A 13,093-nucleotide genomic window follows, 5' to 3' on the forward strand; every position below is an offset into this window, starting at 1 on the left:
GTCCGTACGCCGCATCACGCGGCCCGCATGGAGCAGGGATCATGGGTAGCTCGAAGCTTGTAAACCGGTCGGCAGTTCGCAGCATGGCGCTGGTTGCCGCAGTGACGTTGTTGGTCGGTCTGCCGGCGGGAGCGACGGTTCGTCATACCCCGTTCCCGGTAGCGGCGGGCAGTGGTGATCTCAAGGCGCCGACCACACAGCGCGTTCGCCAGACCCAGCCCAATTTCCACGCGCCCGCCGCCACCGTCTGCAGTGATACGCCGGTACTGCGTGAGGTCGCCGACCCCAGCCCGAAGCCGCAGCAGCATACTATCGCCGCCGGGGAACTCCGGATGCGACGCAGCGATGGCGCGCGTTCGGCGGTGAAGATGTTGGCGCCCCCGTCCCCACCGTCCCCCGTGGCACCTTCGCCTGTTGCAGTCGTCGCCGAAGCGGCGGCCGACGCGAGCTACGCCGCTGCGGAAATGCCGATGGCGCCGGTGACCGGCGGTGGTGCCGTGCGCCAGCAGCAGGTGGCGGTTACCGCGGGCGTGGTCGACGACAATGCCGATTTCGCAGCCTTCCGGCAGTTCCTGCAGGGGCACGCAGAAGCCGGGCAGATGGGGCGTGACGTCAGCGTGCGACACCGCCTGCAGGTGGTGGATGCGCAGGGTCGGCCGGTGCCGGATGCCGAAGTGGCGGTGACCGCAACCAACGGCGCGCGGATGTGGACACGTACCGATGCCGGGGGCCAGGTATGGGTGCACCCCAATGCCTTCGATGACCGTGATTCGGACAGTTATCAGGTGCAGGTACGCCGCGCCGGCAGGACAGTGACGGCAGCCCTGCAGCGTGGGCAGAAGAATGCATTGCAGGTGGTGGTGGCCGATGCACCACTGCCGGCGCGGGCAAAGCTGGACCTGGTGTTCATGGTGGATGCCACCGGCTCGATGGCCGATGAAATCGACAAGTTGCGCGATAGCTTGCAGGGCATCGTGCGTGACATCGGCAGCCTGCCTTCACATCCGGATATCTGCCTTGGGCTGGTGACCTACCGCGACCGTGGCGACGAATACTTCGTGCGCGGCTGGGACCTGAGCAACAACGTGGCTGCGTTCCAGAAGGTGCTTGATGGCGTGCAGGCCAATGGCGGTGGCGACTATCCGGAAGCGATGAACGAGGCCTTTGATCACGCGGTGCAGGCGATCAACTGGCGTGGCAGTTCGACCACGCGGTTGTTGGTGTCGCTGGCAGACGCGCCGCCGCACATGGATTACCCGCAGCCGCGCTATGAGCAGACCATGCTTGCGGCGTTGGGCAAGGGCATCAAGGTGTTGAGCGTGGCCGCGTCCGGACAGGACACCACGGGCGAGATCGCGCAGCGGCAGATCGCCCAGTACACCGGTGGCCGTTTCATCTTCCTCACCTACAAGGACGCCAGTGACCCTTCAAGCGGGCCGGGCAGTGAGACCGTGCATGAGGTGGACAACTATTCGGTCGATACCCTGGACAAGCTGGTGGTGCGGCTGGTGCGCGAGGAACTGGCGCAGCTGCCGAAGGGCTGATCTGTGCTCCCTCCCTTTGCCGCAGGCAAGGGGAGGGTTGGGGAGAGGGAGCTTTCGATCTTCAGGCATTGCCGGCTTACGCCACCTGGCCCTGTAGTGCCGAGCCATGCTCGGCAGAGGCTTTCGCGGTAATACCCCCTGCCGAGCATGGCTCGGCACTACCACGGTCAGCGGCTTCTAGCGTGCGGGTAGCGGGATGCTGTGGTCAGTGGCATCTTCGCGTGCCGCCATCGCCGCGTTATCGTCACCAACCCGCATCATCTGCAGGGGCTGGCCGTTGAAGCGGAACTCCAGTGCCGACTGCAGGCGATCCAGTCCTTGGACCTGCGTGCACAGGGATTGTGCATGTTGTTCCAGTGCAAGCGCGCGGGCTTCCAGGCGCTGGTCCAGCTCCTCGCCGAGCTGGTCGGCACGCGCGTCCAGCTTGTCCTCGCGACCCGTAAATACCGCCCACAGAACGCTGCGGGCAATGGAGCCGCTCAGGGTCTCGGCAGCATCCTGCACCCGCGCTTCGAAGCCCTCGTTGAAAAGATCCTGTTCCCAGCGACCGCGGCCAATGGTCTGCTCGACAAACTGCTCGGCCTCCCTGCGCAGCTTGCGGACCTTGCGGGAGTTGGCATGGCCTGTCAGGCCCTCATATACCGCATCCAGCGTATCGAAGCTGATGCCCACCGATTCGGTGGCGATGCCGGTGACCGCCGGCATCAACTGGCGTACCCCGGCTTCCAGTGCGCGCAATCGCTGGGCATCATCCGGCGACACGTCCTGCATGTGGCCATCCACGCTCAACTGACCATCGTGGATAACGATCTCGCGCAAGCTGGCGGTATCGCGGCGCAGCCAGATGCCGCCGCCGTCGACCAGCACGTCGTAGTCGGTTTCGACGCCGCATTGGGCGGCCGACAACCGCGGGGACTTGATGTCGGCGGCGTGGCCGGCAGCAGGTAGCAGCAACAGCAGGGCGGTGAGTCCAATCGCGCGCATGGTGTGGGTTCTTCCTTGAGGGCAAGGCCAGCTTCATCGCCCGGGCGGTGCTTGGCCTCGGCCGAAAGTCATGCCCTGTTGGCGGCGCCACGGGTCGGTCCGCTTCAAAGCCACGTTTTCCCTCAATAAAGTTCTCGCCACCCACTTGACTGCGCAGTCTTTTCGGACAGTTCCAATCGGCAATATCCGTACAGTTGCGGCGCAGCCCTTGTGTCCCAAGGCTCGCCATATTTTTACTAGATTTAGTGTTGACCCTGTCACATACCCCCACTATCTTGTGTCCCGTCGGTTCTGACGGGTTGCTTCCCGTCGGATTGAAAGGGAAGCCGGTGACGCCGTTAAGGCCATTCCGGCACTGCCCCGCAGCGGTAATTGGGAACGAACCCGCCACATAGCACTGGGGCATCAAGCCTTGGGAAGCGGCGGAGTAGGAGAAGGCCTTGGCCTTCGCGCCCATGAGTCCGAAGACCTGCCGACAGCCACGCGATGCACACCGCGTGGTGCCGGCTGCGGTGTCTTCGAGGGGAAGACGGCTGGTGACGTGGTGCCCTGCTGCTGTCGACCCGTGAGTCGCCTGCAGTCGCGGCTGCTGCGACGCCGTCCTTCCATGCTCGCTGCCCGTACCGGCTCTGCTTCCTGCGCGGGCAGGAGCTGCGTGCATAACGTTTGCAAGGACACCATCGTCGTGACTGCCACTCATACTGACGTCGCTCCGGCTGAAGCCGGTTTTGAACTGACCCCGCCGCCGACCGCCACCGCCATGAGCGTGACCAAGCGCAATGGCAGCACCGAGCCGGTAGACCTGAACAAGATTGTCCGCGCCATCCAGCGTTGCTGCGAGGGCCTGCATGCGGTGGACCCGATGCGCGTGGCCACCCGCACCATCTCCGGCCTGTACAACGGCGCCAGCACCCAGGAACTGGATGAGCTGTCGATCCGTACCGCCGCGCTGCTGATCGGCGAAGAGCCCGAATACGGTCGCCTGGCCGCACGCCTGCTGGCCAACTTCATTGCCAAGGAAGTGTCCGGCCAGGAAATCCATGCCTTCTCGCAGTCGGTCGGCCGTGGCCACGAAGTAGGCCTGATCAACGAGCGCCTGCTCAACTTCGTGCAGGTCAATGCACGCAAGCTCAACGATGCGATCGATCCGGGCTACGACCTGAACTTCGATTACTTCGGCCTGCGCACCATGTATGACCGCTACCTGCTGCGTCACCCGCATACGCGCAAGGTCATCGAGACCCCGCAGCAGTTCTTCCTGCGCATCGCCAGCGCGCTGAGCGAGGACGTGCCCGAAGCATTGGCGCTGTACCAGCGGCTGGGCAGCCTGGATTACCTGCCGTCCAGCCCGACCCTGTTCAACGCCGGCACCAGCCATGAGCAGCTGTCCTCGTGCTTCCTGCTGGATTCGCCGCAGGATTCGCTGGAATCGATCTACGACCGCTATGCCGATATCGCGCAGCTGTCCAAGTTCAGCGGCGGCATCGGTGTCAGCTATACCCGCGTGCGTTCGCGCGGCTCGCTGATCAAGTCGACCAATGGCCACTCCAACGGCATCGTGCCGTGGCTGAAGACGCTGGATTCGTCGGTGGCGGCGGTCAACCAGGGCGGCAAGCGCAAGGGCGCGGCCTGCGTGTATCTGGAAACCTGGCATGCTGACATCGAGGACTTCCTTGAGCTGCGCGACAACGCCGGTGACGATTCGCGCCGTACCCACAACCTCAACCTGGCCAACTGGGTGCCGGACCTGTTCATGCAGCGCGTGGAAGCGGACCAGGAATGGTCGCTGTTCGATCCGCGCGTGGTGCCGGAGCTCACCGACCTGTACGGCCCGGCCTTCGAGCAGGCCTACCTGCAGGCTGAAACCCAGGGCAAGGCGCGCAAGAGCGTATCCGCCCGCAAGCTGTATTCGCGGATGATGCGCACCCTGGCCGAGACCGGCAACGGCTGGATGACGTTCAAGGACAAGTGCAACCTGGCCAGCAACCAGACCTTGCGCGCCGGCAACGTGATCCACCTGTCCAACCTGTGCACCGAGATCCTGGAGATCACCTCCAACGATGAAACGGCGGTCTGCAACCTGGGCTCGATCAACCTGGGCAACCACCTCGACGCACACGGCGACTTCGATTTCGAGAAGCTTGCAGAGACCGTGCGCCTGGCCGTGCGTCAGCTCGACCGCGTCATCGACCTGAACTTCTACCCGATTGAAACCGCCCGTCGCGGCAACCTGCGCTGGCGCCCGGTCGGCCTGGGCTGCATGGGTCTGCAGGACGTGTTCTTCCGCAAGCGCATGGCGTTTGATTCGGACGAAGCCCGCGCGCTGTCGGCCAAGATCGCCGAGGCCATCTACTTCCACGCACTGGAAGTGTCCTGCGAACTGGCCCAGGAACGTGGCAAGCATCCCTCGTTCAACGATACCCGTGCCGCCCATGGCGAACTGCAGTTCGACGCCTGGAACGTGGTGCCGGCCGACGTCGAACGCTGGGACGCACTGCGTGAGCGCATCAAGCAGCACGGCCTGCGCAACTCGCTGATCATCGCCATTGCACCCACCGCCACCATCGCCTCGATTGCCGGCTGCTATGAATGCGTGGAGCCGCAGGTGTCCAACCTGTTCAAGCGCGAAACCCTGTCCGGCGACTTCCTGCAGATCAACCGTCACCTGGTAGGCGAGCTGAAGCAGCTGGGTCTGTGGACCGCGGAGATGCGCGATGCGATCAAGCTGGCTGACGGTTCGATCCAGAACCTGCCGCAGATCCCGGAAACGCTGCGGCATATCTACCGCACCGCGTGGGAACTGCCGATGCGTTCGCTGATCGACATGGCCGCTGACCGCGGCGCCTATATCGACCAGTCGGCCTCGCTCAACCTGTTCATGGAAAGCCCGAACATCGGTGCGATGTCGTCCATGTACATGTACGCATGGAAGAAGGGCATCAAGACCACCTATTACCTGCGCTCGCGTCCGGCCACCAAGATCGCCAAGACCACGGTCAGCAGCTACACCCCGGTAGAAGCCGTGGCCTGCTCGCTGGAAAACCCGGAAGCCTGCGAGGCCTGCCAGTAGGGCAGGAACCGGTGCCCAGGAACTAGGAGCCAGTAAAAGCTTGGACCAGGGATCTAGTTCAAGTGCTGGGTGGTTGGCGGAGTCGTCTGCGTAGGTGGGTAAGGATCTTGCTGATTTCGGTGATCAGTGACATCGCTTCCTGCAGATCGTGCTCCGCCAGCCAGTTCAAGCGCTGGCACAGTAGAAGTTGCGTATGCAGTTCAGCCAATGACCCGTGAGCGATGGCGAGAAATTGTTGTTTTTCCTTTCTCGACTCGCGTGACCAACCTTCGGCGATGTTGCTGGGTATGGAAACCGCAGCGCGGGTAAGTTGGAGTCGAATGCCGAAACGCTCGGAGGCCGGAAGATCTGCTGTTTGCCGACACACGATCTCTGCCAGCCGCATGGCTTTGTTCCAAACAATCGCATCCCTGTAGTTCATGTGCCACCTCGACGTAGCCCTTAGGCTGGAACTGATGGTTGGCAATACAAATAGGAAAACCCCAATGAATCAGTCAGCTGATCGCACTCTCGTTCCCAGTTCCTCATCTCTGGTTCCTCGACTTCTGGATCCCGGTTTCGAGCTCACCCTGCGTCCGATGCGTTATCCGGATTTCTACGAGATGTATCGCAACGCGATCAAGAACACCTGGACGGTGGAGGAGATCAATTTCCAGATCGACATCACCGACCTGCACCAGAAGATGTCGCCGGCTGACCAGCACCTGATCCATCGCCTGGTCGCGTTCTTCGCCACCGGTGATTCCATCGTGTCGAACAACCTGGTGCTGAACCTGTACCAGCACCTCAATGCGCCGGAAGCGCGCATGTATCTGTCGCGCCAACTGTATGAAGAAGCGCTGCACGTGCAGTTCTACCTGACCCTGCTGGACAACTACCTGCCGGATCCGGAAGAACGCTTCAAGGCCTTCGCGGCGGTGGAGAACATCGATTCGATCAAGAAGAAGGCCGACTTCTGCTTCAAGTGGATCGATTCGCTGCAGGAAACCAAGCGCCTGGAAACCCGTGAGGACCGCCGCCAGTTCCTGCTCAACCAGATCTGCTTTGCCGCCTGCATCGAAGGCCTGTTCTTCTTTGCCGCCTTCGCCTACGTGTACTACTTCCGTTCGCGCGGCCTGCTGCCGGGCCTGGCCTCGGGCACCAACTGGGTGTTCCGCGACGAGAGCTGCCACATGGAATTCGCGTTCGAGTGCGTGCGCAAGATCCGCAGCGAGGAGCCGGATCTGTTCGACGCGAAGATGGAACAGGAGGTCTACCAGATGCTGGAAGAGGCCATCGACTGCGAAGTGCAGTTCGCCGAGGACGTGCTGTCCGGCGGTGTGGCTGGCATCTCTACCCGCGACATGCGCCAGTACCTGCAGCACTGCGCCGACAACCACTTCCTGAAGCTGGGCATGGCCAAGAAGTACAACGTGCGCAACCCGCTGCCCTTCATGGAACTGCAGGATGTGCAGGAGCTGACCAACTTCTTCGAGCGTCGCGCGTCTGCTTATCAGGTCGGCGTGCAGGGTGAAGTGGCGTTCGATATGGCGTTCTGATTTTCTCCCTCGCGTGCGCCAAGCGCGCTTGTCTCCCTCCCTTTCACCGCAGGTGAAGGGGAGGGCCGGGGAGGGGTGCTTTGGGCCCTGCACGTAGCGCCTGATTACAGTTTCTTGCAGGAACCGCAGGCAACAGCAGGAGCACCCCTCCCCTGCGCGTTGCGCAAGGGGGGGCGAAGCGGCTGTGCTTGTCTCCCTCCCTTTCACCGCAGGTGAAGGGGAGGGTTGGGGAGGGGTGCTTTGGGCCCTGCACGTAGCGCCTGATTACAGTTTCTTGCAGGAACCTTAGGTAACAGCAAGGGCCCCCCTCAGCCCCTGCCTGTGCGTTACGCAAGTGAGAGGGGAGCACTCACCGGCTGCACAGCTTTGCGGGCGTATCATCCCCACCAACTTATTGCTGATACCGCCCCCATGACCCCCATCCCCGAAACCAATCCGCCGGTCGAAGTCCGCATGGCGGAGATCGTATTCCCCAACCACACCAACCATATGGGCACGCTGTTCGGTGGCCAGGCGCTGGCGTGGATGGACAAGGCCGCCTTCCTGGCGGCTGCGCGTTACTCGCGTCGTACCGTGGTCACCGCTCGCTCGGACCAGGTCGATTTCAAGCTGCCCATCCGTGTCGGCCAGATGGTGGAAACCATCGGCCGGGTGGTGCAGGTTGGCCGCAGCTCCATGCATGTTGAGGTCGAACTGGTTACCGAAGACCTGCTCAGCGGTGAGCGCAAGCTCTGCACCAAGGGCACTTTCGTGATGATCGCGCTCGACGCCGAAGGCCACCCGACCAACGTGCCGGCGCTGCCGACGCAGGCCTGAGTGCAGCGGCGATGACCACCTCTTCGGTCCAGGTCGGGCGCTTGTCACCGGCAGTGATCACCGAACTGCCCGAGTTCATCGCCGGCCATCGCCGCTTGCTGGTACTCACCGGTGCCGGGTGCAGCACCGATTCGGGCATTCCCGACTATCGCGACAACGATGGCCAATGGAAGCGGACCCCGCCGGTGACCTACCAGGCCTTCATGGGCGAGGAGGCGACGCGCCAGCGCTATTGGGCGCGCAGCCTGTTGGGCTGGCCAAGGTTTGCTCACGCCCGGCCCAATGCCACCCACCATGCGCTGGCTGCGTTGGAGGCCGACGGGCGGGTCGAACTGCTGCTGACCCAGAACGTCGACTGCCTGCACCAGCGTGCAGGCAGCCAGACGGTGATTGACCTGCATGGTCGCCTGGACCAGGTACGCTGCATGGGCTGCGAACTGCGCAGCTCGCGTGAAGTCCTGCAGCAACGCCTGCTGCAGGCCAATCCCGGTTGGGAGACGCTGCAGGCAGGCATTGCCCCGGACGGTGACGCTGATCTGGAAGCCGATTTTTCCACTTTCGAAGTGCCCGCCTGCGACGCCTGTGGCGGCGTGCTGAAGCCGGATGTGGTGTTTTTCGGCGAGAACGTGCCGCGTGAGCGGGTCAGCAACGTGCATGAGCATCTGCAGCGTGCCGATGCGGTGCTGGTGGTGGGCTCATCGCTGATGGTCTATTCGGGTTTTCGCTTTGTAGAGGCCGCCGCCAAGGCTGGCCTGCCGATAGCGGCGGTCAATCTGGGCCGTACCCGCGCCGATCACCTGTTGTCGCTGAAGATTGAAATGCCCTGTGCACAAGCCTTGGCGTTCCTGCTGGGTGGTGCCAAGACGCAGTGATCCATCGCGCCGGTTGAAACGACGGCGCGCGCAGCGTGCAATGGACGCCCTCCCCACCGTCCTTGGATGTTCCTTACGTGAGCCAGCTTTTTTCGTCGTTGTCGTTCGGCCCGCTCTCTCTGTCCAACCGCATCGTCATTGCACCGATGTGCCAGTACTCGGCCGATGAAGGCTTGGCGACTGATTGGCACACCATCCATCTGGGACAGCTTGCGCAATCGGGCGCCGGCCTGCTGATCATCGAAGCGACGGCGGTATCGCCACGCGCACGCATCAGCTGGGCCGATCTGGGCCTGTGGGATGACGACACCGAGGCAGCCCTGGCCAAGGTTCTGGCGTCGGTCCGACGTTGGTCGGCCATGCCGATCGGTGTGCAGCTGGCGCACGCCGGCCGCAAAGCGTCCACTGCGCGGCCTTGGGAGGGCGGTGGTGCCATCGCTCCCGGGCAGGCGCACGGCTGGCAGGTGCTGGCGCCTTCCGCAGTGCCGTTCAAGGACGGTGACCCCATCCCGGAAGCCCTGGATGCGGCCGGCATCGACGCGGTGGTGGAAGACTTTGTCGCGGCCGCCAAGCGTGCGGTACGGCTGGGCCTGGAGTTGATCGAACTGCATGCCGCACATGGCTACCTGCTGCATCAGTTCCTGTCGCCGCTGAGCAACCAGCGCAATGACCAGTACGGCGGCTCCCTGGAGAACCGCATGCGACTGCTGCTGCGCGTATTTGATGCGGTGCGTACGGTGGTGCCGGGCAATGTCGCGTTGGGCGTGCGCATCTCTGCCACCGACTGGGTGGACGGCGGTTGGGACGTGGCACAGAGCATCGTATTGGCCAAGGCGCTGGAAGCACGCGGCAATGATTTCCTGCATGTGTCCAGCGGCGGCCTGGACTCTCGCCAGCAGATCCCGGTGGCTGCCGGTTACCAGGTGCCGCAGGCAGCGGCCATCAAGGCCGAGATCGACACGCCGGTGATCGCGGTGGGCCTGATCACCGAACCAGCGCACGCCGAAAGCATCCTCGTCGAGGGCAAGGCCGATGCGATCGGCATCGCGCGCGGCATCCTGTATGACCCGCGCTGGCCGTGGCATGCGGCGGCCGCACTGGGCGCACAGGTGAGTGCGTCACCGCAGTACCTGCGCTGCGAGCCGCATGCGGTGCGCGGCCTGTTCAAGCCGGTGGCACAGGGCTGAGCTGGATTGCGGCTGCGAGCGTCAGCGCATGCTGACGCTCAGGCGATGTCGCTGTCCGCGCGCCAGGCCGCGGGCAGGGCGCCGACAATGTGCTGCAGCAAAGCACGTACTTTCGGTGTCAGGTCACGGCGGTCGCTGACGCACAGGAACAGGTGCATCGGCTCGGGCGAGGCCTGTGCGTCGCCGGCCACCTCGCTCTGGAACAAGGCCTGCAGCTCGCCGCGCGCGATGTAGGGTTCGGCGACGAAGGCGGTCAGGCGGGTGATGCCGCCGCCGGCGGCCGCCATCGCCGCCAGGGCATCGGCATCGTCACTGACCATGGCCGGGCGGACGTCGGCATTGAAACGCAGGCCATCGCGGACGAAGCGCCAAGGCAGGTAGCGGCCGTCGGTGGGATAGCGGAACAGCAGGCAACGGTGCGCGTGCAGCTCTTCCGGTGCCTGCGGGATGCCGGCAGTGGCCAGGTAGGCCGGCGAGGCACAGAACAGCAGCGGCACCTGCGCCAGCGGGCGTGCCACCAGTCCTTCCTCCAGCTGCGGTTCGATGCGGATGCTGACATCCACGTTCTCGTGGGCATGGTCGACGCTGCGGTCGGCCAGCAGCAGTTCCAGTTCCAGGCGCGGGTAGCGCTGCTGCAGTGTCGACAGCAGGGGCGCAAGCACATGCCGGCCGAAGGCGGCGGTGCTGGCGACGCGCAGGCGTCCGGCAGGGGTCGCATCAGGATCGGTCACAGCGGCGTGCGCCCTCTCCAGGTCGCGTTCGATATGGCGTACCTGTTCCAGGTACAGCGCACCGCGCTCGGTCAATGCCAGCTGGCGGGTGGTGCGGTTGAACAGGCGCACCCCAAGGTGGGCTTCCAGTCGGGCGATGTTCTGGCCTACCGCAGCCGCGCTGATGCCCAGGGTGCGGGCAGCGCCGGCCAGGCTGCCAGCGTCTGCGGTGCGGATGAAACTGCGGATGGACTGGAGCGTATTCATGCTGACCGGCATTGTGCGGGTTGATTACAAAGAAATTCTTTATAAAGCGCCAAGCCCGTCGCGCCTAGTCCAGCGATGGCGTGCTGCCTATGATGCCGGCCCCGCAATTGCCGGAGTGCATCGATGAGTGGAAGTAGCAAAATGCATGAGTCCCGCCCCGCCGCCGCTGGACGCAGGAAACTGCATGTCCGCGCCACGCCCTATGTGTTCGCCTTCTTCATGTCCTCGATCATGGCCATGCTGATGTGCATCGTCATTACCGCCGCCAATTCCAATATCGATGGCCAGTTCCTGCGGCGGGTGTTGTCGGCCTACAGCCTGGCGATGCCGATCGCGTTCTTCTGTGTGCTGCTGGTGCGCCCGCTGGTGATGCGGCTGGTGGCGCTGACCGTGCACCCGCACTGACGCCGCAGGCAACCGTGTCAGCTGCAACTGTCTTTGGCGGGGAGTGGCCGGAACGGTTACTTTCCACGGCCCGCCTGTTAGATGCCGTTGGCCATGCGTCCTGATTTCATCCTCACCCTTTCCTGCCCGGACCGCACCGGGATTGTCTATCGCGTTTCCGGTCTGCTGTTCGAGGGCGGTTGCAACATCCTCGATGCCCAGCAGTTCGGCGACGAGGAGAGCGGTCGCTTTTTCCTGCGCGTGCATTTCGACATGGCCAACAAGGGGGATGAACCGGCGGTGCGTGCACGCCTGCAGGCGTTGGGTAGCGAATATGCAATGGACTGGCAGCTGCATGACGCGCGTCGCCGCGCGCGCCTGCTGGTGCTGGTCAGCAAGCAGGGGCATTGCCTCAATGACCTGCTGTTCCGCACCCACAGCCGCCAGTTGAAGGTGGATATTGCCGCCGTGGCTTCCAATCACACGGACTTTGCCGCGCTGTCGGGCTCTTATGGCGTGCCCTTCCACCACCTGCCGGTTGGGGCAGACAACCGCGAGCAGCAAGAGCAGCAGATCATTGATCTGGTCGAGCGCGAGCGCATCGATCTGGTGGTATTGGCGCGTTACATGCAGATCCTGTCACCGCGCCTGTGCCAGGCCTTGGCCGGGCGTGCGATCAATATCCACCACAGCTTCCTGCCCAGTTTCAAGGGCGCCCAGCCGTATCACCAGGCGCATGCGCGCGGGGTCAAGATCATCGGCGCCACTGCGCACTACGTGACCTCGGATCTGGACGAAGGCCCGATCATCGAGCAGGACGTTGCGCGTGTGGACCACGCCATGACGCCGCGCGACCTGGTGCAGCTGGGGAGTGATACCGAGTCGCTGGTGTTGTCGCGTGCGGTACGCCGCCATGTCGAGCATCGCATCGTGCTCAATGGTCACCGCACGGTGGTGTTCCGCTGAAACCTGAATTCCAGGAGCAAGCAGGCAGCAGAAACGGGCGCCTGCTGCATCCATCATTCCTGGATATCGACTCCTCCTTCAACCAACGCGATGCGCGTGGCGCCGTCATTGGCCGCTGATACCGGACGGGTAAGGCTCCACAGGAAGCGCACGCGGAAGCCGCTGATCGCGGCGTCCTGCGCGCTCCACAGCACGCAGTAATCGCGTGCCAGGCCGCAGACATGGACTTCGCTGATGCCGCGTTCGTGCAGCCATCCAGCCAGGCCCGTCGCCGGGCGGGTGCCTTGTGGGCCGAAGTTCTCGCGGAAGGCGCTGTAGGAGTCCACTTGCCGGTGCGTGCCCTTGCGCAGGATCAGGTCGGCGCTGGCCCAGTCGACGCGCGGGTCCAGCGCGGCACCAGCGGAACCCTGCACGCAGTGGTCCGGCCACAGCGTCTGCGGCTGACCGTGCAGGGCAATGGTTTCGAACGGCTTGCGGCCGGCATGCTGGCTGGCGAAGGAAGCGTGGTCGGCAGGGTGCCAGTCCTGCGTGGCTACCACCGTGCCATAGCGGCGCGAGGCCAATAACTCGGCAATACCGGGGACGATGGCGTCGCCTTGTTGGCAGGGCAGGGCGCCGCCGGGCATGAAATCCGGCTGCAGGTCGATGACCAGCAGCGCAACGTCGGTTCCGTACATCGACAGCATCCAGATGCGGGGTGGGCGCAGTGTACGGCACCCGGTAGTCCAGCTGACGGACATCGATGCCTACTGGCC

12 protein-coding genes and 1 riboswitch are annotated in these 13,093 nt (G+C 63.9%); of the genes, 8 read left to right on the top strand and 4 right to left on the bottom strand.

Annotation, left to right across the window (positions count from 1 at the left end; all coding sequences use genetic code 11):
• The first annotated feature begins 83 nt into the window (after positions 1–83).
• Positions 84–1,544 carry a VWA domain-containing protein gene (locus tag RT460_RS06240; protein ID WP_313317845.1) on the top strand — a complete coding sequence of 487 codons (1,461 nt, stop codon included), beginning with the start codon at positions 84–86 and terminating at the stop codon, positions 1,542–1,544.
• Positions 1,545–1,721: 177 nt separating this feature from the next.
• On the opposite strand, the gene RT460_RS06245 is transcribed toward RT460_RS06240, so the two are convergent.
• Positions 1,722–2,528: a DUF2884 family protein gene (locus RT460_RS06245; RefSeq protein ID WP_313317847.1), complete on the bottom strand. Its 807-nt coding sequence runs from the start codon at positions 2,526–2,528 to the stop codon at positions 1,722–1,724.
• 269 nt (positions 2,529–2,797) lie between these two features.
• A riboswitch (cobalamin riboswitch) is annotated at positions 2,798–3,020 on the top strand.
• A 268-nt stretch (positions 3,021–3,288) separates the two neighbouring features.
• Here RT460_RS06245 and RT460_RS06250 point away from each other — a divergent pair.
• Complete coding sequence (locus RT460_RS06250; protein WP_313317913.1) at positions 3,289–5,598, top strand: ribonucleoside-diphosphate reductase subunit alpha; 2,310 nt, start codon at positions 3,289–3,291, stop codon at positions 5,596–5,598.
• 58 nt (positions 5,599–5,656) lie between these two features.
• Here RT460_RS06250 and RT460_RS06255 read toward each other — a convergent pair whose 3' ends face one another.
• Positions 5,657–6,019: a four helix bundle protein gene (locus tag RT460_RS06255; RefSeq protein WP_313317848.1), complete on the bottom strand. Its 363-nt coding sequence runs from the start codon at positions 6,017–6,019 to the stop codon at positions 5,657–5,659.
• Between the two features lie 64 nt (positions 6,020–6,083).
• Between RT460_RS06255 and RT460_RS06260 the strand changes: the two genes are divergently transcribed.
• The 4 genes from RT460_RS06260 to RT460_RS06275 all read left to right on the top strand — a co-directional run bounded on the left by RT460_RS06260 (position 6,084) and on the right by RT460_RS06275 (position 10,011).
• Entirely contained in the window at positions 6,084–7,136 is a 1,053-nt protein-coding gene (locus RT460_RS06260; protein ID WP_313317849.1) for a ribonucleotide-diphosphate reductase subunit beta, read from the top strand.
• 411 nt (positions 7,137–7,547) lie between these two features.
• Positions 7,548–7,952, top strand: coding sequence for an acyl-CoA thioesterase (locus tag RT460_RS06265; RefSeq protein ID WP_313317851.1), 405 nt, complete (start codon positions 7,548–7,550; stop codon positions 7,950–7,952).
• 53 nt (positions 7,953–8,005) lie between these two features.
• Entirely contained in the window at positions 8,006–8,824 is an 819-nt protein-coding gene (locus RT460_RS06270; protein ID WP_313317914.1) for an NAD-dependent protein deacetylase, read from the top strand.
• Positions 8,825–8,901: 77 nt separating this feature from the next.
• Positions 8,902–10,011: an NADH:flavin oxidoreductase/NADH oxidase gene (locus RT460_RS06275; protein ID WP_313317853.1), complete on the top strand. Its 1,110-nt coding sequence runs from the start codon at positions 8,902–8,904 to the stop codon at positions 10,009–10,011.
• A 38-nt stretch (positions 10,012–10,049) separates the two neighbouring features.
• Here RT460_RS06275 and RT460_RS06280 read toward each other — a convergent pair whose 3' ends face one another.
• The gene (locus RT460_RS06280; RefSeq protein ID WP_313317854.1) at positions 10,050–10,988 is read right to left on the bottom strand and encodes a LysR family transcriptional regulator; all 939 of its coding nucleotides are present in this window, start codon (positions 10,986–10,988) and stop codon (positions 10,050–10,052) included.
• A 141-nt stretch (positions 10,989–11,129) separates the two neighbouring features.
• On the opposite strand from RT460_RS06280, the gene RT460_RS06285 reads away from it, so the two are divergent.
• Together RT460_RS06285 and purU are read left to right on the top strand one after the other, a co-directional pair.
• Positions 11,130–11,393, top strand: a complete 264-nt coding sequence (locus tag RT460_RS06285) for a DUF2798 domain-containing protein (protein WP_313317856.1) — start codon at positions 11,130–11,132, stop codon at positions 11,391–11,393.
• 93 nt (positions 11,394–11,486) lie between these two features.
• Positions 11,487–12,338 carry a formyltetrahydrofolate deformylase gene (gene purU / locus RT460_RS06290; RefSeq protein WP_313317857.1) on the top strand — a complete coding sequence of 284 codons (852 nt, stop codon included), beginning with the start codon at positions 11,487–11,489 and terminating at the stop codon, positions 12,336–12,338.
• A 53-nt stretch (positions 12,339–12,391) separates the two neighbouring features.
• Here purU and pncA read toward each other — a convergent pair whose 3' ends face one another.
• Positions 12,392–13,015: a bifunctional nicotinamidase/pyrazinamidase gene (pncA, locus tag RT460_RS06295; RefSeq protein ID WP_313317858.1), complete on the bottom strand. Its 624-nt coding sequence runs from the start codon at positions 13,013–13,015 to the stop codon at positions 12,392–12,394.
• Positions 13,016–13,093: the final 78 nt, after the last annotated feature.

Origin of the sequence: Stenotrophomonas sp. (assembly GCF_032061965.1) — a bacterium.
Taxonomy (GTDB): domain Bacteria; phylum Pseudomonadota; class Gammaproteobacteria; order Xanthomonadales; family Xanthomonadaceae; genus Stenotrophomonas.